A 22,488-nucleotide genomic window follows, 5' to 3' on the forward strand; every position below is an offset into this window, starting at 1 on the left:
CCTCTCTCCCACGGACGGCTGCGACCACTACTGTGGTCGCAGCCGTCCCGGCTTTTTCGAGAAAGGTGGCGCCGATGTTCTTCGGTGACTTCTGGTGGTTCCTGCTGTGGAGCTTCTACTTCATCGCCTACCTGTACGTGGTGATCGTGATCATCACGGACCTGTTCCGCGACGAGAACCTGAACGGCTGGCTCAAGGCGCTGTGGATCATCGCCCTCGTGTTCCTGCCTTTCCTGACGGCGATCGTCTACATCATCGCCCGCGGCAAGGGCATGGCAGAGCGGGCCCAGGCCGCCCGCGGGGGAGTGGTCGCCGAGTCCGACGATTACCGCCCCGCCGCATCGGCAAGCCCGGCAGAGGACATCGCCAAGGCGAAAGCCCTCCTCGACGCCGGCACGATCTCGCAGGGCGAGTTCGACGCCCTCAAGAGCAAGGCGCTCGGCCACCAGTACTTCGGCGCGTAAGCCGGGAACAGCAGAAGAGCGGATGCCTCGGCCCGAGGCATCCGCTCTTCTGCGTGCGTGCGGTCAGCTGATCTTCTTGCGGTAGATCGCCATCGACGCGATGTACGCGGCGACGAGGATGCCCACCAGCCAGGCCATGGCGACCCAGATGTCACTGCCGACCGGCTCGCCCGCGAACAGCGCTCGCATGGAGTCGACGATCGAGGTCACCGGCTGGTTCTCGGCGAACCACTGCACCGGCCCCGGCATGCTCTCGGTCGGCACGAACGCCGAGCTGATGAAGGGCAGGAAGATCAGCGGGTACGAGAAGGCGCTCGCGCCGTCCACCGTCTTCGCCGTCAGGCCCGGGATCACCGCGAGCCAGGTGAGGGCCAGCGTGAACAGCAGCAGCATGCCGATCACGCCGAGCCACGCGCCGAAGCCGGCACCGGTCCGGAAGCCCATCAGCAGCGCGACGCCGATGACGATCGCGAGCGACACCGTGATGGCCACGACCGAGGTCAGCACGTGCGCCCAGAGCACCCCCGATCGCGCGATCGGCAGCGACTGGAACCGCTCGAAGATGCCGCCCTGCATGTCCAGGAACAGCCGGTACGCCGTGTAGGCGATCCCCGACGCGATGGTGATGAGCAGGATGCCGGGCAGCATGTAGTCGATGTACGACCCCTTGCCGGTGTTGATCGCCCCGCCGAAGACGTAGACGAACAGCAGCATCAAGGCGATCGGGGTGACCGCGGTCGTGATGATGGTGTCGGGGCTGCGCAGGATATGGCGCAGCGACCGACGTGTGAGTACGGCGGTGTCGCCGATGACGTGAGCGGTCATCGTCCTTCCTTCCCTGTCTTGGCGGCGGCCGAAGCCTCGTCCGCCGGCGTCTCGGTGTCGTCCTCGCCGGTCAGGGCGAAGAAGACGTCTTCAAGGCTCGGCTGCTTCTCGACGTACTCGACCTTCGCGGGCGGCAGCAGCTGCTTGAGCTCCTGCAGGGTGCCGTTGACGATGATGCGGCCCTTGTGGAGGATCGCGATCCGGTCGGCGAGCTGCTCCGCCTCGTCCAGGTACTGCGTCGTCAGCAGCACGGTCGTGCCGCCGCGGGTGAGCTCCTTGACGGCGTCCCACACCTCGATACGCGCCGCCGGGTCGAGGCCGGTCGTCGGCTCGTCCAGGAAGATCACCGGCGGGTTGCCGATGAGGCTCATCGCGATGTCGAGCCGGCGGCGCATGCCGCCGGAGTAGGTCGACGCCTTGCGCGAGCCCGCCTCGGTGAGCGAGAACCGGGCGAGGAGCCCGTCCGCGATCCCGCCGGGGTCGGGGAGGTGGCGCAGCTGGGCGATGAGCACGAGGTTCTCGCGCCCGGTCAGGACCTCGTCGACAGCGGCGAACTGGCCGGTGAGGCTGATCGTCTCCCGCACCTTCTGCGCCTGGCCGATGACGTCGAACCCCGCGACGGCTGCCGCGCCGGCGTCCGCCTTGAGCAGCGTCGCCAGGATCCGCACGACCGTGGTCTTGCCGGCGCCGTTCGACCCGAGGAGCGCGAAGATGCTTCCGCGCGCCACCTCGAAGTCGACGCCTCGCAGCACGTGCAGGTCCTTGTAGGACTTCTCGAGCCCCTGGACCTTGATGGCGGTGTCGGTGGTCATTTCCCCTCTCCCTTCTCCGCCTCGTCGATCGCCTTGTTCAGGCGAGCGCGCTCCTTGTCGATCCACTGCTTGCCGGAATACGCGGCGGTGAAGTCCTCGGCGAACGCCGAGGCGTCCTCGCCGACGATGTCGCGCACGGGGGTGCCGTCGGCGGCGGCGCGCTCCCAGAGGTCGGCGGAGTCGCCGAGCATCTGCATCATCGTCACGCCGTCGGTCATGCCGCCGACGGTCATGAAGTACCGGTCCAGCGCCTTGGCGGCGGCGTGGTAGGGCTCAGGCAGAGCCTCGATGCGCGCCTTGTACTGGCGGTACTGCTTCTTCTGCTCGAGCGAGCCGGTGACGACTTCGTACCACTTGGCGGCCATGATCAGTCCTCTTCCTTCGGGGTGTGGGGTTCGTTGTCTGCGTTCTGGTGGTGGAGCTGTTCGATGCGTTCTGCGAGGAAGCTCCATGTCCTCCAGAACTCCGCGAGCTGCTCGCGGCCCTGCGCGTTGAGGGAGTACACCTTGCGCGGGGGCCCCTTCTCCGAAGGGACCTTCTCGACGTCGACGAGGCCGCGCTGCTCGACCCTGACCAGCAGGGCGTACACCGTGCCTTCGGCGATGTCGGAGAAGCCCTGGTCACGCAGCCACGAGGTGATCTCGTACCCGTAGGCGGATCGCCCGGACAGGATCGCCAGGACGATCCCCTCGAGCGTGCCCTTGAGCATCTCGGTCTCCTGCTTGCCCATCTCGCACCTCCTCAGTACTCAGTGTTGTTGACTACTGGTAGACAGTAACACTAGGTACCGGTACTTAGCAACACCGATTAGCAAATTCTCTTCCTTGCCGACCGTGTAGTGTCCGAGTCCAGATCACAGGGAGAGTAGGCAGAGTTGACTGACGATCCGGCGGGTAGGGCGACCGCGGCTTCGGCGAAACCGGGGCCGATCGAGACGGACGGGCGAGAGGAGCCGCGCGAGTCCGAGCCACCCCGCGAGGCGATGCAGCTCGCCGCGGCGAAGCGCGAGGATCTTGCCCCGCAACGTCGCGGGCGCGGGCTGGCAGTGGTGGCGATACTGCTCGGCGTCGTCCTGCTCGGGGCCGTCGGCGTCGCGGTGTGGCTGTTCCTCCAACTCGAGCAGGCGAACGCCCGCCTCGAGCGCCAGAGCGACCTGATCGACGAGCAGCACGACCTCATCGAGAAGAAGGAGGCCTTCGGCGCCGCCGTGGCGGGCATCCAGGAGAGCATCGAGCCGCTGCAAGGTCTTCCGTTCGCCTCGATGGTTCCGTGGGACAGGTACCAGGAGATCGCGGAGACCGGATACTCGAGCAGATGGGATGCCGAGGCGATGGATGCCGCCATCCTCGTCGCACAGCGCGCCGCCCAGGAGATGCAGGCGTTGCAATCGGCCGCCGCGCTCGAGGCCGCGACGAACGCGTCGGGGACCGCATGGGAGGCGACGCTCGACCAGCTCGGTCGCGGCTACGTCGCCACGCGCATCGACGACGCGGCAGTGACGTGCGACCTGGTGACCGCGCTCGGCTGCGTCTTCGAGGCCGAACCCCTCGTCGTGCATCTCAACGCAGCCAGTCAGTCGGACCCGTCCATGACCGATTGGATCCGGCAGGGAGTCGCGTATCACGAGTTCGCCCACGTCCTGCAGTTCACGAATCCCGGGGCCACGCGACCCGTACTGGAGGCGTTCGACGGCAACGCCGAGACGATGGCGGACTGCTACGCGCTCACCTTCCTCGATGGCTGGACGCTCGAGCACGAGGTGTGGACGAGCCCCTACGAGGGGTGGGACGTCAACGTCGGGTACGGCTACGTCTGCGATGAGACGGAGCGCCGGCTGATCCGGGACTGGGCCGGCGGACTCGGCGTCGCGATGCGCACGCTGTCGCCGACCGGCTCGGGATCCTCCTGAGGTGCCGGTGGTGGGAGTCGAACCCACACGCCCTTGCGGGCAACCGAGTTTGAGTCGGTCGCGTCTGCCATTCCGCCACACCGGCCCGCGCGGCATGCCGCGCGTCCGCGAACGACCATACCGTAGGATTCAATGGTGACTGAGCAGGAGCAGACCGCCGCATCGACGGCATCCACCCCCCGCCGCGTCGTGGTCGCCGAAGACGAGTCGCTCATCCGACTCGACATCGTCGAGATCCTCCGCGACAACGGCTTCGACGTGGTCGGAGAGGCAGGAGACGGTGAGACCGCGGTGGCGCTGGCCACTGAACTGCGCCCCGATCTGGTGATCATGGACGTGAAGATGCCGCAGCTCGACGGCATCTCCGCCGCTGAGAAGCTCAGCAAGAATCACATCGCCCCGGTCGTGCTGCTGACCGCCTTCAGCCAGAAGGAGCTCGTCGAGCGCGCGAGCGAGGCCGGCGCCCTCGCCTACGTCGTCAAGCCCTTCACGCCGAACGACCTGCTGCCGGCGATCGAGATCGCCCTCGCCCGCTACGAGCAGATCATCACGCTCGAGGCCGAGGTCGCCGACATGGTCGAGCGCTTCGAGACCCGCAAGCTCGTCGACCGGGCCAAGGGCCTGCTCAACGAGAAGATGGGGCTCAGCGAGCCCGAGGCGTTCCGCTGGATCCAGAAGGCCTCGATGGACCGCCGCCTCACGATGCAGGACGTCGCCAAGGCGATCATCGAGCAGCTCGCGCCCAAGAAGGGCTGACCACACACTTCTTGCAAGAGCGGATGCCTCGATCGAGGCATCCGCTCTTCTCATGCCTGCGGCAGGTCCTTGATGTGGTTGGTGATGCGCACCGTCGAGCAGCGCCGGCCTTGGTCATCGGTCACGACGATCTCGTGGACGGTGAGGGTCCGGCCGAGATGGATGGGCGTGCACACGCCCGTGACGTGGCCGGAGGTCGCCGAACGCGTGTGCGTGGCGTTGATGTCCACACCGACGGCGAGCCGGCCGGGGCCGGCGTGGAAGTTCGCGTGCATCGAACCCAGCGACTCGCCGAGCACCACGTAGGCGCCGCCGTGGAACAGTCCGACGGGCTGTGTGTTGCCCTCGACCGGCATGCGGGCTACGGCGCGCTCGGGCGTGAACTCGAGCCATTCGAAGCCCATCTTCTCGGCGAGCGCACCGATCCCACGGCCCAGCGCCCACTCGAGTCCGTCGACGGCAGCGGGGGAGTGGTCGGGCATGGCTCACCTTCGAATCGGGTCGGCAGTGGGGCGCTGCGACGAGGAAATCGACTGTCGCCGGCCCTGACTAGGCTTGCAGGGTGACGGACTCCGCAAAGCCTACCCTTCTCGTCGTGGACGGCCATTCGCTGGCATATCGGGCGTTCTACGCACTCCCGGTCGACAACTTCTCGACGAAGGACGGGCAGCACACGAACGGGATCTACGGATTCCTCGCGATGCTGATCAACCTGATCAAGGCGGAGAAGCCGACCCATCTCGCCGTGGCCTTCGACACCTCGCGCCAGTCCTTCCGCACCCGCGAGTACACCGAGTACAAGGCCAATCGCTCCGAGACGCCCTCCGAGTTCAAGGGCCAGATTCCGCTGCTCCAGGACTGCCTCGCGGCGATGAGCATCCGGGTTCTCCAGCAGGAGGACATCGAGGCCGACGACATCCTCGCGACCCTCGCCACGCAGGGCGTCGCGAAGGGCTTCCGGGTGCTCGTGTGCTCGGGCGACCGCGACACCATCCAGCTGGTCAACGACGACGTCGTGCTGCTGTATCCGAATGTGCAGGGCGTCTCGCAGCTCAAGCGCTACGACCGAGACGCGGTCATCGAGCGCTACGGCGTGCCGCCCGAGATGTACCCCGACGTGGCGGCGCTCGTCGGCGAGACCAGCGACAACCTCCCCGGCGTGCCGAAGGTGGGCGAGAAGACCGCTGTGAAGTGGCTGAACCAGTTCGGCTCGCTCGACGCGCTCCTCGACGGCGCGGACGCCATCAAGGGCGTCGTCGGGGGCAACCTGCGAGACCACATCGAAGACGTCCGCCGCAACCGCCGTCTCAACAGGCTGATGACCGACGTCGAACTGCCTCTCGGCCCGGACGACCTCGAAGTCCAGCCGATGGACGCCCAGGCCGTGCGCGACATCTTCTCGCGGCTCGAGTTCAAGACGCTGATCCCGCGGGTAGCCGAGCTCGCCGGGATCGAGCAGCAGATGGCCGCGGTCACGTCGGCCGCGGCCGAGCTGGCGCCGGTCGCTGCCGAGCTCGCCCCGGCGGACTTCGCCGCGTGGCTCGCGAACAGGGAGGGCGAGGTCGGCGTCACCCTCGCCGTCGAGGGCGGACTGCCGGCACGCATCGGCGTGGCGACGGCGGATGCGGCTGCTGAGGCGTCGTGGACCCCGGAGCTCGCCGCCGCACTCGAGCCCTGGCTCGCGTCCGACGCACCGAAGGCGTTCGCCGACGCGAAGCCCCAGGTGAAGGCGCTCCGCCGCGCCGGCCTGCGCGTGGGCGGCCTGGCTTTCGACGTAATCATCGCCGGCTGGCTGCTGCGGCCGAGCTTCCCCGACAAGACGCTCGCGGACCTGGTCGACCGCTACCTCGACGAGAAGCTGCCCGAGGCAGACCCCGCGCAGCTCGTGCCCGAGACCGAGGGCGCGACCACCGGCCAGCTGTCGTGGTACCTGGTGCGCGTGGTCCGTGCGGTGCGGGCCGAGCTGCCTGACAGCGTGGCGGCCGTGCTCACCGACATCGAGCTGCCGACGCTGCACACCCTCGCCGACATGGAGCTCGCCGGCGTCGCCGTCTCGCATGAGAGGCTGTCGGCGTTCTCCGGCGAGCTCGGTGCACGCGCGGATGCCCTCGCTCTCGAGGCGTACGCCGCCATCGGCCGCGAGGTGAACCTCGGCTCGCCGAAGCAGCTGCAGGAGGTGCTGTTCGACGAGCTGCAGCTGCCCAAGACCCGCAAGACCAAGACCGGGTACTCGACGGATGCCGCGGTCCTGGCCGACCTGCAGGAGACCAACCCGCACCCGTTCCTCGATCTGCTGCTGCAGCACCGCGAGGCGACGAAGCTGCGCCAGATCATCGAGTCGCTCGACAGTGCGATCGGCGGCGACCGCACCAGCGGTGCGGACGGACGCATCCACACCACGTACGTGCAGACCGGCAGCCAGACCGGCCGGCTCTCGAGCACCGACCCGAACCTCCAGAACATCCCCATCCGCACCGAGGAGAGCCGCCGCATCCGCTCCGCCTTCATGGTGGGCGATGGGTACGAGACGCTGCTCACCGCCGACTACTCGCAGATCGAGATGCGCATCATGGCGCACCTCTCGGAGGACCCCGGCCTGATCGAGGCGTTCAACTCCGGTGAGGACACGCACCGCTTCGTCGGCTCGCGGGTGTTCGGCGTCGCTCCGGAAGACGTCACCCCGGCGATGCGCACGAAGGTGAAGGCGATGTCGTACGGCCTCGTCTACGGCCTCTCCGCCTTCGGTCTCTCGAAGCAGCTGCGCATCGAGCAGGCCGAGGCGAAGCAGCTCATGATGGAGTACTTCGCCCGCTTCGGCGCGGTGCGCGACTACCTCCGCTCGTCGGTCGAGCAGGCCCGCATCGACGGTTACACCGAGACGATCTTCGGACGGCGGCGCCCGTTCCCCGACCTCGCCAGCCCCAACCGCGTGCTGCGCGAGAACGCCGAGCGCGCCGCGCTCAACGCCCCGATCCAGGGCAGCGCGGCCGACATCATGAAGATCGCGCTGTTCCACATCCACGACGACTTCGCGGCGGCGCAGCTGCGTTCCCGGGTGCTGCTGCAGATCCACGACGAGCTCGTGATCGAGGTCGCACCGGGGGAGTGGGATGCCGCCGAGCGCATCGTGCGCACCCGCATGGGCGATGCGGCGCAGCTGTCGGTGCCGCTCGACGTGCAGATCGGCCGCGGCGACGACTGGAACGCCGCCGGCCACTGATCGCGCGGCGCGCAGGTATCAGCGCTCGGACCGGGATTCTCGTTTGTCGGCACCGCGTCTCATGCCTAGGCTCGGAGCCATGACAGACGAAACCCGCACGCCCACGCAGATCGACAAGATCGCTGATGCGTGGGTCGACACCCTCGCCGAACTCGAGCCGACGCTCGCGACCTACATCGGTCGGTCCGAGTACAACGACCGGTTCGGCGACTACAGCCCGGCCGGTCAGGAGCGCCTCGTGGAAGAGGGACGCAAGACACTGGCCGCGCTCGAGGCCTCGGCCGTCGCCGACGACGTCGACGCAGTGACGAAAGACGACCTCTCGCGAGAGATCCAGCTGGAGCTCGACCTGCACGATGCGAAGTGGCATCTGCGCGACATCAACGTGATCGCCTCGCACGCACAGAACATCCGTTCCGCGTTCGACCTCATGCCGACCGCGACGCCCGACGACTGGTCGGTGATCGCGACACGTCTCGGCGCGGTCTCCGGGGCGATCGACGGCTACATCGCCACCCTCCGCGAGGGCATCGACCAAGGCGTCGTGCCCGCGCGGCGCCAGGTGGTCGAGGTCGCCACGCAGATCGCCCGGTACACGGCCGACGGCGGATTCTTCGCGACGTTCGCCGCGGAAGCGGCTCCCGAAGAGGGTCAGCTCCCGGCATCCCTCGCCCGCGACCTGGCCGACAACGCCAACGCGGCGCGCGTCGCCTACGACCAGCTCGCAACGTTCCTGAGCGGCGAACTGGCACCCGCGGCGCAGGAGAAGGACGCGGTCGGCCGCGAGCTGTACGCGCTGCACTCGCGCCGGTTCCTCGGAGCGACGATCGACCTCGACGAGACCTACGAGTGGGGCACCGAGGAGCTCGCGCGGATGGTCGCCGAGCAGGAGTCGATCGCCAACGAGATCAAGGCCGGTGCCTCGGTCGAAGAGGCCGTGGCCTTCCTCGAGCAGGACGCCAGCCGCAAGCTGTACGGCACGGACGCGCTGCAGAAGTGGATGCAGGAGACCAGCGATCGGGCGATCGCCGAGCTCGGCAAGACCCACTTCGACATCGCCGAGCCGATCCGCAGCCTCGAGTGCATGATCGCGCCCACGAAGGAGGGCGGGATCTACTACACGGGGCCGACCGACGACTTCTCGCGTCCCGGCCGCATGTGGTGGTCGGTGCCGGAGGGCGTCGAGGAGTTCGACACCTGGCGCGAGCTCACGACGGTGTACCACGAGGGCGTCCCGGGCCACCACCTGCAGATCGCGCAGGCCGTGTACAACCGCGCACAGCTGAACACCTATCGCCGCCTCCTCGCCGGAACCTCGGGCCACGCCGAGGGCTGGGCACTGTACGCGGAGCGCCTCATGGAGCAGCTGGGCTACCTCTCCGATCCGGCGGACCGGCTGGGCATGCTCGACGGCCAGCGCATGCGCGCGGCGCGCGTCGTGCTGGACATCGGCGTGCACCTCGAGAAGCCGCGCCCCGACGGTCAGGGACCATGGGACGCCGACTTCGCTCTCGAGTTCATGCTGCGCAACGTCAACATGCCCGACGAGTTCGTCCGGTTCGAGGTGAACCGCTACCTCGGCTGGCCGGGTCAGGCGCCGTCCTACAAGGTCGGCCAGCGCATCTGGGAGCAGCTGCGCGACGAAGTCGCCGAGCGCGAGGGTGCCGATTTCTCCATCAAGCAGTTCCACAAGCGCGCGCTCGATCTCGGCGGCGTCGGACTCGACACACTGCGCATGGCCCTGTCGCGCTGACCCTTCGACGGACCCAGCGACCGCCCTTCGGCAGGTTCAGTGACCATCTCCGGTCGTTGAGCCTGTCGAAGCGGCGAGCAGCAGCGCGACCACCTCACGGTCGCTCGTCTGCCCGAAATGGTCGTAATACTCGCCCACGGCCCAGAAGTCGGATTCGCGGTGCGGGCACACGAAGTCGTCGGCGGCGTCCGCCGGTGCCATGAAGCGTTCGGGTGCGACGGGGACGGCGAGCACCACCCGGTCCGGATGGCGAGCCCGCACCGCCCGGCAGGCGGCGACCGCGCTCGCACCCGTCGCCACGCCGTCGTCCACCACGAGGGCTGTCCGCCCCGTCAGGTCGACGAGGCGCGAACCGTATGCGTCCGTCCGCCGTGCCAGCTCGTCGCGCTCTGCCGCCTCGACCCGCTCCAGGTCCGTCGCTGACATCCCGGCCCACCGCACGGCGTCGGGGGTGACGATGCGAACCCCGTCGGCGATCGCTCCGACGGCGAACTCCTCGTGCCCGGACGCCCCGAGCTTGCGCACCACCACGGCATCGAGCTCCAGTCCCAGCGCTTCGGCGACCGCCGCGGCCACGACGACGCCCCCGCGAGGGATCCCCAGGACCACGGCATCCGTTCCTCGCCACTCCCCGAGGGCGGTGGCGAGCTCTCGTCCGGCGGCGCGGCGATCCGCGAAGAGGGCCATGCCCACCACGCTACGCTCGCGGCGGCCGCGCGTCTCGGGGAATGCCTCAGGCACGTTGCAGGTTCATGCAAGCGAATAGAAGGAGAGGGCAATGACCTCGATCGACCCCGCATCCCTCGAGCTCGGACTCGACACTTTCGGCGACGTCACGCGCGACGCCTCCGGCGAGCTGATCAGCGGCGCGCAGACGATACGAAACGTCGTGGAGCAGGCCGTCCTGGCCGATCGCGTCGGTCTGTCGTTCTTCGGCGTGGGGGAGCACCACCGCCGCGAGTTCGCCGTCTCCAGCCCCGAGATCGTGCTGGCGGCCGCAGCCGCGCGCACCGAGCGGATCCATCTCGGCACAGCCGTCACCGTGCTCTCGAGCGACGACCCGGTGCGCGTGTTCGAACGGTTCTCGACGCTCGATGCGGTGTCGAACGGCCGTGCCGAGGTCATCCTCGGCCGGGGATCGTTCATCGAGTCGTTCCCGCTGTTCGGCTACGACCTGCGCGACTACGAGGCGCTCTTCGACGAGAAGCTCGAGCTGTTCTCACAGCTGCTGACCGAGAAGCCCGTCACGTGGAGCGGCACCCTGCGCGCGTCGCTGGACGCCGCCGACGTGTTCCCCAAGACCGAGAACGGACTGCGCGCGTGGGTCGGTGTCGGTGGCACGCCGGAGTCGGCGGTCCGCGCCGCCCGGTACGGATACGGACTCATGCTCGCCATCATCGGCGGCCCCGCCGCCCGCTTCCGGCCGTTCGCCGACCTCTATCGTCGGTCGCTCGACACCTTCGACCAGCCGCAGCTTCCGGTCGGGGTGCATTCGCCGGGCCATATCGCCGAGACCGACCAGCAGGCGTGGGACGAGGCGTACGAAGGCTTCGAGGCGATGAACAACTCGATCGGGCGCGAGCGCGGCTGGCCGACCTACAACCGCCTTCGCTTCCAGCACGACGTCGGTCCGGAGGGTGCGCTGTACGTCGGCTCGCCGGAGACGGTCGCCCGCAAGATCGCCGACACGGTGCAGACCCTCGGCGCGTCGCGATTCGACATGAAGTTCTCCACGGGGACGCTCTCACACGAGAAGATGCTGCGCTCGATCGAGCTGTTCGGCGCCGAGGTGGCTCCGCGCGTCCGCGACATGCTGTCGTAGCGCCCGCTCGGGCTCCGGCATCCGTAGCATGACGCTATGACGGATGCCGGAACCCGCACGTCGACGCTCTCGGAGCGGCTCGACCGACTGCCGTTCACCCGCGTGCACCTGCGCGTGCTCACCGGTTCGGGGATCGGCTGGGCCCTGGACGCGATGGATGTCGGGCTCATCTCCTTCGTGATCGCCGCGCTGGCGGCGCAATGGAACCTCGTTCCGAGCGAGACGGCGTGGATCGCGTCGATCGGCTTCGTCGGCATGGCCATCGGCGCGAGTGTCGGCGGGCTCCTCGCCGACCGCTTCGGCCGACGCCAGGTGTTCGCGTTGACGCTTCTCGTGTACGGCGTGGCCACGGGCGCGAGTGCGCTGGTCGGCGGGCTCGCAGCGCTCCTCGTGCTTCGCTTCCTCGTCGGGCTGGGTCTCGGCGCCGAGCTGCCGGTCGCGAGCACCTACGTCAGCGAGTTCGCCCCCGCCCGCATCCGCGGCCGTCTCATCGTGATCCTGGAGGCGTTCTGGGCGGTCGGCTGGACGCTCGCGGCGCTCATCGGCTACTTCGTGATCCCTGCGTCCGAGAACGGATGGCGCTGGGCGTTCGCGCTCGGGGCGATCCCGGCGGCGTACGCGCTCATCGTGCGGTGGGGGCTGCCCGAGTCGGCACGCTGGCTCGAGCGTCGTGGCCGCTTCACCGAGGCCGAGTCGGTGGTCCGCACGTTCGAGGATGCCGCAGGATCGGCCGGGGCCGCATCAGCGCCCGTGCGCTCCGACGCGCCCCCCGCAGCCGCGACGTCCGTCCGACAGCGTCTGGGCGCGCTGTGGGCCCGCGAGTTCCGGGTACGCACCGCGTGCCTTTGGCTCGTCTGGTTCTGCGTCAACTTCTCGTACTACGGCGCCTTCATCTGGATCCCCTCGATCCTCGTGGCACAGGGCTACGACCTCGTGCGCTCGTTCGGCTTCACCCTCGTGATCACGCTCGCTCAGCTGCCGGGCTACGCCGTGGCCGCCTGGCTGATCGAGGTGTGGGGGCGCCGGCTGACGCTCTCGGTGTTCCTGGTCGGCTCGGCCGTGTCGGCTGTCTTCTTCGGTACTGCCACGGGGCCAGGAGCGATCATCGCGGCCGGCATGGCGCTGTCGTTCTTCAACCTCGGCGCCTGGGGCGCCCTGTACGCCGTGACACCCGAGATGTACCCCACTTCGCTGCGGGCCACCGGCACAGGATGGGCTGCGGGGGTCGGTCGCATCGCGTCCATCGTCGCGCCACTGGTCGTGCCGCCGCTGCTGCTCGCCGGCGGTGCCCCCGTGCTCTTCGTCGTGTTCGCCGTCTTCTTCGCGATCGCGGCCGCAGCCGCATGGGGACTCGTCGATCGCCGCGGCGTGGCGCTCGACGACCGGTGACCCTGGCCGGACGCTCGCCGGACCGGCCGTAGGCTGGAGCGCGTGGCATCCGTTCGATACGTCGCGATCGGCGACTCCTTCACCGAGGGTGTGGGCGACCAGCTCCCCGACGGGCACGTCCGCGGCTGGGCCGACCTCGTGGCACAGGGCTGGGCAGACGCCGCCGGCGAGCCGATCGAATACGCCAATCTGGCGATCCGCGGCAAGCTCGTGTGGCCGATCGTCGATGAGCAGCTGGAACCGGCGCTCGCCCTGAAGCCGACTCACCTGTCGTTCAACGGCGGCGGCAACGACATGCTCCGACCACGGACGAGCATCGCGCACGTCCTCACCGCGTTCGAGACGGTGGTCCGGCGCTGCGACGAGGAGGGCGTGCACCTCATCGTGCTGTCGGGCGCGAACCCCACCGGGCAGCTGCCACTGCGGCGGGTCATCCAGCGCCGCGGCGACCTGCTGTCTCACGCCGTCGAGAAGCGACTCGCATCGCGCACCGACGTCGTGCAGGCGTACAACTGGTTCGACGAGGAGCTCGCGACGCCGCCGTACTGGTCGGAGGACCGATTGCACATGAACGCGCGTGGCCACCATCGCGTCGCCGCCCGCGTCCTGGATGCGCTGGGCGTGGAGTCGGTGCCGCAGGAATGGTGGTCGCTGCCGCCGTTGCCACCCCGGGGCGCCCGTGGCGCGGCGTACTACCGCGAGCACGTCGGCCCCTGGGTGCGCCGACGTCTGACCGGCACGTCGTCGGGGGATGGTCGCGAGCCGAAGTTCGCTCAGTGGACCGAGTTCGCACCCCGAGCGCACTGAGCCGGACCGGGGCTCTTCGGCGCGGCCGGCACGGCGCTGAGCCCGTCGCTCACACCGCCACGCCGGTCACCGCATAGGTCAGCTCGGCGAAGGCACCGGCCTGGCGGACGGACGTCAGCTCCAGGCGGTCGGGACCCAGGTCGCGGGGGAGGAGCGGCTTGCCCGAAGACAGGGTCGCCGGCGCGACGGAGACCCGGATCTCGTCGAGGAGACCCGCGTCGGCGAACTGACCGGCGAGGTCACCGCCGCCCACCACCCAGACGTCCCGTTCGCCGGCCGCGTCGCGGATCTGCGGCCACACGTCGCGGACTTGTCCGGAGGCGAACCGGATGTCGACGCCTGGCACCACCGGCTGCTCCTTGCTGGTGAACACCCACGTGGGCCTGCTGCCGTAGTACGACGGCCACTTCTCGGGGTGCGCCACGAGATCTTCGTGCTCCAGCACCCAGCGGTAGGTCGACGAACCCTGTACCAGCACGCCGATGCCGGAGAGGAAGCGCTGGAAGTCGTCGTCGCCGCCTTCTCCGCCGGGCGCGGCGAAGAGCCACTCGAGCGAGTCCTGGTCGTCGGCGAGGAATCCGTTGAGCGTGGTGGCCGTGTAGAAGATCACTCGGGGCATGCCGTCACCGTACTCGGCACCGCGGACACGGCCCTTGACGCATATTCAACCTTTCGGTATTGTACTGATCAGTTGAACAAGGAGACGAGATGACGGACGCACTGAGCCTGACGTTCTCGGCGCTCGCCGATCCGACCCGGCGCGCGATGCTCACGCGGCTGAGCGAAGGGGAGGCGACGGTGGGGGAGCTGGCCGCGCCGTTCGACATGACGTTCGCCGCCGTGTCGAAGCACCTGCGCGTGCTGGAGGGAGCGGGCCTGGTCACGCGGGGCCGCAACGCCCAGTACCGGCCGGCCCGGCTCGACGCACGTCCGCTCGCGGCGGCATCCGATTGGATCGGCGGCTACGCGAAGTTCTGGGAGGACAGCCTGGGAGCCCTCGACCACTATCTCAACGCCCTGCAGCAGCTGGGCGACCATACCGACACACCGACAGGCGGCGACGCCGCACCCACCCAGAAGGAGAACGACCATGACTGAGTACTTCACCGTCACGCGCACGCTGCAGGCTCCCCGCGAGCTGGTGTTCGAGACGCTGACCAAGCCCGAGCACTTCGCCGTGTGGTTCGGCACGGCGGCCGTCGAAGTGCCCCAGGACAGCTTGACGATGGACGTGCGCCCGGGCGGCGCGTTCCGCGCGGTCATGCTGCTGCCTGACGGCAACCGGATCGATTGGGCCGGGGAGTACCAGGTCGTCGAGCCGCCGTCCCACCTCGCGATGACGCTGACCGATCAGCCGGGCGACGACGCCGGATTGCCCGTGCTGTTCGACCTCGAGGAGACGGGCGACGGCACTGTGCTCACCATCCGCCAGGACCGCAGCGACTTCTCCGACGAGCAGGTCGCGGCCACCATCGCCGGCTACAACGCATTCATCGACGACATCGAGGACGTGCTGGCGCAGCTCCAGAACGCCTGAGCCTCAGAGGGCGGATCAGAGTGCGCCCGGACGGCGCAGTGCGCTCATCGCGAGCTCGCTGCCCGCCCGGGCGCTCTCGCATGCGTCGGCACCGCCGAGCGCCGCGACGATGTAGCCTGCCGCGAAGGCATCGCCGGCGCCGGTCGAGTCCAGCACGTCCTCGGCTCTCTCGACGGCAACAGCGTGCGTCTGCCCGTCCACGCGGACGAGCACCGGGTGGGCGCCGCGCTTGACGACGTAGACCCCCGCCGGCTCGACATGGAGTTCGGCCGTCAGGCGTGCTTCATCCTCGTTGGCGAAGACGACATCCGGGCGGAGCTCCGCAAGGATGCGCTGCAGCTCTGCGCGGCCGAGATCCCGCAGCGTCGCCACACTCGACAGATCGAGACTGACGCGGGCGCCTCGCGCGGCGGCGCGGGTAGCGGCATCCGTCACCGCGTCTCTGGAGCGTGCCGACGCGAAGCCGTACAGGGGGAGATGCACCCATTCAGCGCCGGCCATCCACGCAGGATCGACCGGGCCGAGCTCCGCCGCAGCGCCTCGGTCGGTGATCATCGTGCGCTCGCCGGCGGTGTCGACGAGAACGACGATCGAACCGGTGCGCCCCGCGCGCTGCACCCTGACGTCGACGTCCGCGGCCTCGAGCTCGCTGACCAGGGCGTGCCCGAGCGTGTCGTCTCCCACGCATCCGATGAAGCGCGACGGATGCCGCGGCGCCGCAGCAGCGGCGACGTTGGCGGCGCTGCCTCCCCGCGTGAGGCGCACCTCCGCCGGATTGTCGGTGCCGCGCTCGAGCGCCGCCCCGCCCAGCACGATCAGGTCGGCGACGAGGTCGCCGATCACGACGATCATCCGGTGGCGTCCGCGAGGGCCAGCGCGATGCGCGCGCCGAGACCGACGTTGCCACGATAGACCTCGACGTTGACCTCGAGGCTGCGACCTCCGGTCTCGCGCTGGAGGAAGTCGAGGAGGAACGGCGTCGTGTCGTGGCCGGAGACGCCCCTCGCATTCGCGGCGGACAGTGCGCGGGCGAGCACGTCGTCGTGCAGGGCGGGATCCAGCTGACGCTCGGCGGCGACGGGATTGGCGACGAGCAGGGTGGACGAGATGCCCAAGCCGTCGCGCATGCGTGCGATCGCCGCGATCTCGGCGGGGGAGTCCACCGAGTACTCGATGTCGTGCCCCGAGTCGGCGATGTAGAAGCCGGGATAGTCGGTGGTGCGATACCCGACCACGGCGAGGTTGAGCGTCTCGAGACGCTCCAGCGTGAGAGGGATGTCGAGGATCGACTTCACGCCCGCGCTCACCACGACGAGCGGCAGGCCGGCCAGCGTCAGCAGGTCCGCCGACTCGTCGAAGGTCTGGGGGGCACCGCGGTGGACACCGCCGAGACCGCCCGTCGAGAAGACGCGCAGCCCGGCACGCGACGCGAGGTACCCGGTCGCCGCGACCGTGGTGCCGGCGCTCAGCCCCTTCACGGCGACGACGGGGATGTCGCGGACGCTCGCCTTGACAACCTCGTCCGCTGTCGAGAGCTGCTCGATCTCGTCGGGGGAGAGCCCCACGGTGGGGCGGCCGTCCACAACGCCGATGGTCGCCGGCACGACGCCGAACGCACGCACACGCGCTTCGGCCTCGAGGGCGACATCGAGGTTCCGGGGGCGCGGCAGTCCGTGCGTGAAGATCGTGGACTCGAGCGCGAGCACCGGCTCGCCGGCCGCGACGGCCTCCTGGACCTCCGCGGCGATCACGAGGGGAGCGGACACGGGCATCCTTTCGATCGGAACCAACGGTGGAGCCGATTAGGGTCACAGTACCGATCTGACGCCGCGACGCGCCGACACGTTCTGTTCGACATCCCACCGGAAGCGGTCAGCGCCGGCGACGCGGCGCGCGCGGCGGCTCCAACCCGAGCCGGATGCGGGTGTGCTTGCGCTCGATCACGATGAACGCGCCGCCGAGGAGCCAGAGCGGAACCTGAGTGAGGAAGGCGATCCGGAAGGCGTCGAGGTTGTAGGTGGCCGGCGTGCCGGCACCCTGGAGATCCAGCGCAAGACCGATGAGCAGGATCGCCAGCAGCGCGGCGAGGAACCCGCCCGCGTTCGTCACGCCTGTGGCGGTACTGAGGCGATGCGAAGGGTTGTGGGTGCGTGCGTGGTCGAACGCGATCATCGAGGCGGGGCCACCGGTCGCCAGCGCGACCGCCAGCGCGAGGAGCAGCCAGAGCGGCGCCGGTCCCGGATACGCGATGACGGTGAGCCAGGCGACGGCCTGCACGGCCACCGTGGGGAGCACGAGAGCGCGCGAGCGCAGGTGCGGCACCCGCCTCGACAGCTCGCCCATGATCGGTCCCAGCGCCATGCCCACCACGACGTACAGCGACATGATCGAGGCGGCCTCTGCCGTCGTACGCCCTTCGCCGGCGGTGAGGAACGGCATGCCCCACAGCAGCACGAACGCGGTGCCGGCGAACGGCGTCGTGAAATGCGACCAGAAGGCGAGTCGCGTTCCCGGATGAGCCCATGCGGCACGGATGCCGACACCGTTGTCGACGGACGACGTCACGACCCGGATGGCGCCTGTGTCGGTGTCCACCGACACGTCGTCGTCGCGGTCGGGTGGGTGGTTGCGGATCAGGAGGAACACCAGGATCGCGAACAGCACGCCGAGACCGGCGATGCTGCCGAACGTGATCGTCCACGAGGTGGCGTGCAGCAGCGCGGCGAGGGGGATCAGTGCGACCAGCTGTCCTGATTGCCCCACGATGCCGGTGAGTTGCACCATGATGGGTCCGCGCTGGGCGGGGAACCAGGTGGCGATGAGACGCAGCACGCCGGGGAAGATCGCGGCGTCTCCGGCCCCCAGCAGCATGCGGGCGAGGATGGCGACGCCGACGCTGGGGGAGATGGCCATGGTGAGCTGCCCCACCGCCATCAGCAGCATCCCCACCGTCATGATCGGCCGCGCTCCATAGCGGTCCAGCAGCACCCCGATGGGGATCTGCATGCCTCCGTAGACGGCCAGCTGCACGACCGCGAACAGTGACAGGGTCGCCGCGTCGGCATCGAACCGGGCGGCCGCATCGACGCCCACCGCGCTCAGCGACGAGCGGTTCGTGATCGCGAGGACATACGCGGCGACCCCGACCGCCCAGATCGCCCAGGCGCGCAGTCCCGGTCCCGTCGCTCGGGGACGTGACAGACTGTGCACCATTCCACAGTAGTCACCGCCGCGGATGCCCCCGATCGTGACAGAGCGGCTCGGAGCCGCGCCGCGCATCGCGGAACCGCTCGAAAACCGGGGCAACGCTTGCGTGCTCTGTCAACCCCCTCTTACGGCACGCGCGGATGCGCCAGCGTAGATATGGGACAACGCGTCCCGGAACAGGGGAGGGCTGACCGCCGTGCCCCGGAAAGGACACCTCGCATGAGTATCGGAGCAGGCATCGCCCTCTTCGCCATCGGCGCGATCCTCGCGTTCGCGGTGAACGTCGAGGTCGAGTGGGTGAATCTCGACATGATCGGCTACATCCTCATGGGTGCCGGAGCCGTCATCTTCATCGTCGGCATCGTTCTGCTGGCACGCCGCCGCCGGTCGGAGTCCGTCACGCACACGGCTGTCGACCCGACCGTCAACGAGCGGGTGACCCGTCAGAGCACGAGCTCGACGGACGACGCAGCGGGTCTCTGACGAACACGCTGACCGCGGGCGCTACGGCGCGCCCGCGGTCAGTGCTGTCCGGCCTCAGCGCCGGACGGGATGGGCTCGAGCTGGGCCCGAAGGCCGTCGATCCCGTGAAGCTCGACGGCGCCACCCAGGCTCTGGGCGTGGTACGACCGGACAGACTCCCAGCGCTCCCGCGACATGACGTAGCGATTGTGAACGACGGCGGCGCCTTCGCGGGCGACGTGGAACGCGCCGTCCTGCTCGTACCCCACGCGTTCCGAGACGGCGTTCGATGCGCCGTTGTCCACGAACGCCCCTGACATCGCCTCCCGCGCGCCCAGACCCTCGAAGGCCAGATGCAGGGCGAGCATCCGCATTCTGGTTCCGATTCCGCGTCCCTGGTGCGCGCGGCCCAGCCACGATCCCGTCGTGACATTCCGCAGTACCGGCCAGTCCTTCGCGGTGAGTCCCTGGATGCCCACGGGTGCCCCCTCGTGCAGCACCGCCAGTTCGAGGACGAAGGCCGCGGGGGAGATCCGATTGCGGATTCCCCACTGGTAGGCCAGCACGCTGCGCGCGACCTCGTCGGCAGACCCACGCGACCACGGGTGCTCGAACGGCATCGCCTCAGGATCATGGATGCCGCGTCCAGCGAGGTCGGCGAGTTCGAGCAGAAGCTCGTCATCGATCCAGCGCAGCTCGAGGTCGCCGGCACTCACGCGAACGGCTGACGCGGGCCAGAGGCGGGTGAGGATGTCGGAGTGCGGCATCCCGGAAGTCTGCCAGACGGTGCCGCTTCGACGAGAAGCCCGGATCCGTACGCGCCCTCGACAGCGATTCATCCTCAGATGCGGGTCTTCTTTCTGGCGAGCGCTTGCTCACGCCCCGCTCGTCGGTGGCTTGTCGAGGCCGTGACGCCGAGCTCGGTCCGGCTCCGCGGCCGTCGCCGGGCTGACCGCAGAGGACTCGTCTGGTCCGTCGGTACCGGGGTAGTGCGGCTCTTCGATCTCGATGGCCTTGTCTCGCTCTTCCAGCGGCGGCAGGTGATCCAAGGGCTGCTTGATGTCGTCTGGATGACTCATAGCCCGAGCCTCCGTCCACAGCGCGGCAAAGGGGAGGGGGTTGCGATCGGCGAGCCATCGCCCAATGTGAACTGACATAATGTGCATTATCGGCGTCTACGGAGAATCCAGCCCATTGCGCCACTCCCGTCCGGACACTAGAGAGGGGCCATGACAGAAACCCCTTCCGGCGCTCGGCCGCTGCCCGAGATCACCGACCGCAGCGAGTGGCAGAGCCGACTCGACGCCCTGCTTGTAAAAGAAAAGGCCCACACGCGCGTCGGTGACGAACTCGCTGCAGAACGTCGCACGCTGCCGATGGTCGAGGTCGACCCGACGACCCCGGTGATCGGCGCGGACGGTCCGGTGCCGCTTATCGACGTGTTCGAGGGGCGCGCTCAGCTGATCGCGTACTTCCACATGTGGCACGCCGGCAAGCCCGCGGCCGAGCAGTGCGTCGGGTGCACGTTCTCGACCAGCCACATGAACGAGCTGTCGTATCTGAATTCGCGCGACATCACCTATGCGACGTTCTGCGAGGGCCCCTATGAGGCGAGCTCGCGCTACCGGGACTTCATGGGATGGACGATGCCCTGGTACGCCGTGCCCGCGGAGTCGGTCGACCGACTCGTGGCGGGTCGGGATTTCGGCATCCTGGTCTGTTACCTGCGCGACGGCGACCGCGTCTACGAGACCTACTGGACGACCGGTCGCGGCAACGAGCGCATGGCACCCTCATACGCGCTCATGGACCTCACCGTGTACGGAAGGCAGGAGTTCTGGGAGGACTCCCCCGCCGGCTGGCCGAAGCAGTTCGACACGCGTGGGCAGCAGATGAGCCTCAAGGGCCGGCCCACCGCGCAGTGGCCCCGCATCCGCGCGGGCCACGTCGACGATCTCGGCGAGGCCGCGGAGAGCTCCCCGGCGGAGCACCCTCACCACCACTGAACTCTGCAGCCCATCCGGTCCACTCCGCACCGCGGTCAACGCTCAGACCAGCCAGGCACCGTCGCGCATGAGGACGCGTCCGGCCAGCTCGTTCGACTCGCGCCACGCCTGGATGCGCGTCGGGCGCAGGACGAGGAAGACGTATCCGGCGAGTCCGCGCGGGTCCCAGTCGGCCTGTGCCGCGTACGCGCTTCCCAGCGGCTCGTCGTCGTCGACACCCGCTGACCGCTCGAGCACCGCGTCGATCATCCCGACGTCGCGGGTGTGTCCGATCGCCAGGCGCGCGACTCCCGATGCGCCGATGTTGCGCGCCGTGACCGAGCGCTCCTCGAGCGCGATGACCGCACGGTCGTCGACCCACGCCAGCGACAGCGGCACAAGGTGCGGCGCTGCGTCGGGCGACGCCGTCGCCACCCAGACGTCGGCAGCGGGTGCTGTCAGCGCGGCGAGCAGATCCGCCTTGCGGCTCGCGCGGTCGCGGGGTTCAGGCATCGGTGGCTCCCTTGGTTCGGCGCGTGCCAGTCTGTCAGACAGCGACGCGCGATTCGCTCATGAGAGAACGATTTCCTAGGCTCGAACCATGCTGGAGTCGCTCACCGGGTTCGTCGTGGTGGGCGTGGCGATCCTCGTCGGGTGGATCCTGGGCCGCATCGATCTCCTCGGCGAGCACGCCCGGCCGGTCCTCGCGCGGCTGACCTTCTTCGTGCTTTCGCCGTTCCTGCTGTTCGTCGTGCTGGCGCAGGCCGACGTGCACACCCTGTTCTCCGCACTGCTGCCCGTTTCGGCGATCGCCGCGGTGGCCGTGATCCTCGCGCACGCGCTCATCGCCCGGGTCGCCTGGCGGCGCTCGGTCGGCGAGACCGTGATCGGAGCGCTGAGCGCCGGCCAGGTCAACTCCAACAACATCGGCATCCCGCTGTCGTTGTACCTGCTCGGCAGCGCCGCGTATCCGGCGCCGGTGATCCTGATGCAGCTGCTGGTGTTCACCCCGATCACGATGGCGATCCTGGATGCGGTCACCACCGCCCGCGCGTCGCTGTGGCGTGCGATCGCGCGTGTTGCAACGAACCCGATCGTGCTCGGCTCGCTGCTCGGCACCCTCGTGTCGGTCTCGGGCATCGAGCTGCCGCCGATCGCGATGGAGCCCGCCGTGCTCATCGCGAACGCGTGCGTGCCGATCCTGCTGATCGCCTACGGCATCTCGCTGCACGGGCAGCGCGTGCTGGCGCCGTCGGGGCGCCGGCGCGACATCGTGCTCGCCAGCGTCCTGAAGCTGGTGGCCATGCCGGTGATCGCCTGGGCGGTGGCCGAGTTCGTCTTCGACCTCTCCGCGCACGACGTGCTGGTCGTGACGGTGCTCGCTGCCCTGCCGACGGCGCAGAACGTGTTCAACTACTCGCAGCGCTACGACGTGGGCGAGACGATCTCGCGCGACACCGTCTTCCTGACGACGATCGGCTGCGTCCCCGTGCTCATCCTGGTGACGCTGCTGCTGGGATAGCGTGGGCAGCTCGCCGCG

The 22,488-nt window shown here is 69.0% G+C and carries 26 protein-coding genes and 1 tRNA gene; 13 read left to right on the forward strand and 14 right to left on the reverse strand.

What is annotated here, in order from left to right:
- The first annotated feature begins 74 nt into the window (after positions 1–74).
- Positions 75–464 carry a PLDc N-terminal domain-containing protein gene (locus Q9R08_RS07720; protein WP_308867312.1) on the forward strand — a complete coding sequence of 130 codons (390 nt, stop codon included), beginning with the start codon at positions 75–77 and terminating at the stop codon, positions 462–464.
- 63 nt (positions 465–527) lie between these two features.
- On the opposite strand, the gene Q9R08_RS07725 is transcribed toward Q9R08_RS07720, so the two are convergent.
- Genes Q9R08_RS07725 through Q9R08_RS07740 form a run of 4 tightly spaced genes read right to left on the reverse strand, consistent with a single transcriptional unit; the run spans position 528 to position 2,831 of the window.
- Positions 528–1,289, reverse strand: coding sequence for an ABC transporter permease (locus Q9R08_RS07725; protein ID WP_308867313.1), 762 nt, complete (start codon positions 1,287–1,289; stop codon positions 528–530).
- Complete coding sequence (locus Q9R08_RS07730) at positions 1,286–2,101, reverse strand: ABC transporter ATP-binding protein (RefSeq protein ID WP_308867314.1); 816 nt, start codon at positions 2,099–2,101, stop codon at positions 1,286–1,288. The genes Q9R08_RS07725 and Q9R08_RS07730 overlap by 4 nt, the downstream gene beginning before the upstream one ends.
- A complete protein-coding gene (locus Q9R08_RS07735) occupies positions 2,098–2,466 on the reverse strand; it encodes a DUF1048 domain-containing protein (RefSeq protein WP_308867315.1) in 369 nt (122 codons plus the stop codon). The genes Q9R08_RS07730 and Q9R08_RS07735 overlap by 4 nt, the downstream gene beginning before the upstream one ends.
- A 2-nt stretch (positions 2,467–2,468) precedes the next feature.
- Entirely contained in the window at positions 2,469–2,831 is a 363-nt protein-coding gene (locus Q9R08_RS07740; protein ID WP_308867316.1) for a PadR family transcriptional regulator, read from the reverse strand.
- A gap of 144 nt (positions 2,832–2,975) precedes the next feature.
- Here Q9R08_RS07740 and Q9R08_RS07745 point away from each other — a divergent pair, with 144 nt between their 5' ends.
- Positions 2,976–4,010 carry a hypothetical protein gene (locus Q9R08_RS07745; RefSeq protein ID WP_308867317.1) on the forward strand — a complete coding sequence of 345 codons (1,035 nt, stop codon included), beginning with the start codon at positions 2,976–2,978 and terminating at the stop codon, positions 4,008–4,010.
- Between the two features lie 2 nt (positions 4,011–4,012).
- On the opposite strand, the gene Q9R08_RS07750 is transcribed toward Q9R08_RS07745, so the two are convergent.
- A tRNA-Leu gene (locus tag Q9R08_RS07750) sits at positions 4,013–4,095 on the reverse strand.
- A 47-nt stretch (positions 4,096–4,142) separates the two neighbouring features.
- On the opposite strand from Q9R08_RS07750, the gene Q9R08_RS07755 reads away from it, so the two are divergent.
- Entirely contained in the window at positions 4,143–4,766 is a 624-nt protein-coding gene (locus tag Q9R08_RS07755; protein WP_109209425.1) for an ANTAR domain-containing response regulator, read from the forward strand.
- A 50-nt stretch (positions 4,767–4,816) separates the two neighbouring features.
- Here Q9R08_RS07755 and Q9R08_RS07760 read toward each other — a convergent pair whose 3' ends face one another.
- A complete protein-coding gene (locus Q9R08_RS07760) occupies positions 4,817–5,248 on the reverse strand; it encodes a PaaI family thioesterase (protein WP_308867318.1) in 432 nt (143 codons plus the stop codon).
- Between the two features lie 80 nt (positions 5,249–5,328).
- Here Q9R08_RS07760 and polA point away from each other — a divergent pair, with 80 nt between their 5' ends.
- Together polA and Q9R08_RS07770 are read left to right on the forward strand one after the other, a co-directional pair.
- Positions 5,329–7,986, forward strand: coding sequence for a DNA polymerase I (polA, locus tag Q9R08_RS07765; RefSeq protein ID WP_308867319.1), 2,658 nt, complete (start codon positions 5,329–5,331; stop codon positions 7,984–7,986).
- Between the two features lie 79 nt (positions 7,987–8,065).
- A complete protein-coding gene (locus tag Q9R08_RS07770) occupies positions 8,066–9,739 on the forward strand; it encodes a DUF885 domain-containing protein (protein ID WP_308867321.1) in 1,674 nt (557 codons plus the stop codon).
- Between the two features lie 36 nt (positions 9,740–9,775).
- Here the strand turns inward: Q9R08_RS07770 and Q9R08_RS07775 are convergent, their stop codons facing one another.
- A complete protein-coding gene (locus tag Q9R08_RS07775) occupies positions 9,776–10,426 on the reverse strand; it encodes a phosphoribosyltransferase (protein ID WP_308867323.1) in 651 nt (216 codons plus the stop codon).
- Between the two features lie 91 nt (positions 10,427–10,517).
- Here Q9R08_RS07775 and Q9R08_RS07780 point away from each other — a divergent pair, with 91 nt between their 5' ends.
- From Q9R08_RS07780 to Q9R08_RS07790, 3 genes are read left to right on the forward strand one after another with little or no spacing between them, the layout of a single operon-like run.
- Positions 10,518–11,561, forward strand: a complete 1,044-nt coding sequence (locus tag Q9R08_RS07780; protein WP_308867324.1) for an LLM class flavin-dependent oxidoreductase — start codon at positions 10,518–10,520, stop codon at positions 11,559–11,561.
- A 36-nt stretch (positions 11,562–11,597) separates the two neighbouring features.
- Positions 11,598–12,950: an MFS transporter gene (locus Q9R08_RS07785; RefSeq protein ID WP_308867325.1), complete on the forward strand. Its 1,353-nt coding sequence runs from the start codon at positions 11,598–11,600 to the stop codon at positions 12,948–12,950.
- Between the two features lie 42 nt (positions 12,951–12,992).
- Positions 12,993–13,757, forward strand: coding sequence for an SGNH/GDSL hydrolase family protein (locus tag Q9R08_RS07790; RefSeq protein WP_308867326.1), 765 nt, complete (start codon positions 12,993–12,995; stop codon positions 13,755–13,757).
- A gap of 49 nt (positions 13,758–13,806) precedes the next feature.
- Here Q9R08_RS07790 and Q9R08_RS07795 read toward each other — a convergent pair whose 3' ends face one another.
- Positions 13,807–14,376 (reverse strand): dihydrofolate reductase family protein, encoded by a 570-nt coding sequence (locus Q9R08_RS07795; protein ID WP_308867327.1) that lies wholly within the window; start codon positions 14,374–14,376, stop codon positions 13,807–13,809.
- A gap of 89 nt (positions 14,377–14,465) precedes the next feature.
- On the opposite strand from Q9R08_RS07795, the gene Q9R08_RS07800 reads away from it, so the two are divergent.
- Positions 14,466–14,855, forward strand: a complete 390-nt coding sequence (locus Q9R08_RS07800; protein WP_308867328.1) for an ArsR/SmtB family transcription factor — start codon at positions 14,466–14,468, stop codon at positions 14,853–14,855.
- Complete coding sequence (locus tag Q9R08_RS07805) at positions 14,848–15,294, forward strand: SRPBCC family protein (RefSeq protein WP_308867329.1); 447 nt, start codon at positions 14,848–14,850, stop codon at positions 15,292–15,294. Before Q9R08_RS07800 ends, Q9R08_RS07805 begins: the two co-directional genes overlap by 8 nt.
- Before the next feature lie 15 nt (positions 15,295–15,309).
- Here Q9R08_RS07805 and Q9R08_RS07810 read toward each other — a convergent pair whose 3' ends face one another.
- From Q9R08_RS07810 to Q9R08_RS07820, 3 genes are all read right to left on the reverse strand, one after another.
- Complete coding sequence (locus tag Q9R08_RS07810; RefSeq protein WP_308867331.1) at positions 15,310–16,146, reverse strand: carbohydrate kinase family protein; 837 nt, start codon at positions 16,144–16,146, stop codon at positions 15,310–15,312.
- Positions 16,143–17,066: a pseudouridine-5'-phosphate glycosidase gene (locus Q9R08_RS07815; protein ID WP_308867332.1), complete on the reverse strand. Its 924-nt coding sequence runs from the start codon at positions 17,064–17,066 to the stop codon at positions 16,143–16,145. Before Q9R08_RS07815 ends, Q9R08_RS07810 begins: the two co-directional genes overlap by 4 nt.
- A gap of 100 nt (positions 17,067–17,166) precedes the next feature.
- Positions 17,167–18,504, reverse strand: coding sequence for an MFS transporter (locus tag Q9R08_RS07820; RefSeq protein WP_308867333.1), 1,338 nt, complete (start codon positions 18,502–18,504; stop codon positions 17,167–17,169).
- A gap of 216 nt (positions 18,505–18,720) precedes the next feature.
- Between Q9R08_RS07820 and Q9R08_RS07825 the strand changes: the two genes are divergently transcribed.
- Positions 18,721–18,984: a DUF6458 family protein gene (locus Q9R08_RS07825; protein ID WP_308867334.1), complete on the forward strand. Its 264-nt coding sequence runs from the start codon at positions 18,721–18,723 to the stop codon at positions 18,982–18,984.
- Positions 18,985–19,022: 38 nt separating this feature from the next.
- On the opposite strand, the gene Q9R08_RS07830 is transcribed toward Q9R08_RS07825, so the two are convergent.
- On the reverse strand, positions 19,023–19,730 hold the full coding sequence (locus Q9R08_RS07830; RefSeq protein WP_308867335.1) for a GNAT family N-acetyltransferase: 708 nt from the start codon (positions 19,728–19,730) through the stop codon (positions 19,023–19,025).
- Between the two features lie 108 nt (positions 19,731–19,838).
- Entirely contained in the window at positions 19,839–20,042 is a 204-nt protein-coding gene (locus tag Q9R08_RS07835) for a hypothetical protein (protein WP_308867336.1), read from the reverse strand.
- A 150-nt stretch (positions 20,043–20,192) separates the two neighbouring features.
- On the opposite strand from Q9R08_RS07835, the gene Q9R08_RS07840 reads away from it, so the two are divergent.
- Positions 20,193–20,969 carry a DUF899 family protein gene (locus tag Q9R08_RS07840; protein ID WP_308867337.1) on the forward strand — a complete coding sequence of 259 codons (777 nt, stop codon included), beginning with the start codon at positions 20,193–20,195 and terminating at the stop codon, positions 20,967–20,969.
- 42 nt (positions 20,970–21,011) lie between these two features.
- On the opposite strand, the gene Q9R08_RS07845 is transcribed toward Q9R08_RS07840, so the two are convergent.
- Positions 21,012–21,461 (reverse strand): pyridoxamine 5'-phosphate oxidase family protein, encoded by a 450-nt coding sequence (locus tag Q9R08_RS07845; RefSeq protein ID WP_308867338.1) that lies wholly within the window; start codon positions 21,459–21,461, stop codon positions 21,012–21,014.
- 88 nt (positions 21,462–21,549) lie between these two features.
- On the opposite strand from Q9R08_RS07845, the gene Q9R08_RS07850 reads away from it, so the two are divergent.
- Complete coding sequence (locus Q9R08_RS07850) at positions 21,550–22,470, forward strand: AEC family transporter (protein WP_308867339.1); 921 nt, start codon at positions 21,550–21,552, stop codon at positions 22,468–22,470.
- Positions 22,471–22,488: the final 18 nt, after the last annotated feature.

Source organism: Microbacterium psychrotolerans, from assembly GCF_031085295.1.
Lineage (GTDB): Bacteria > Actinomycetota > Actinomycetes > Actinomycetales > Microbacteriaceae > Microbacterium > Microbacterium psychrotolerans.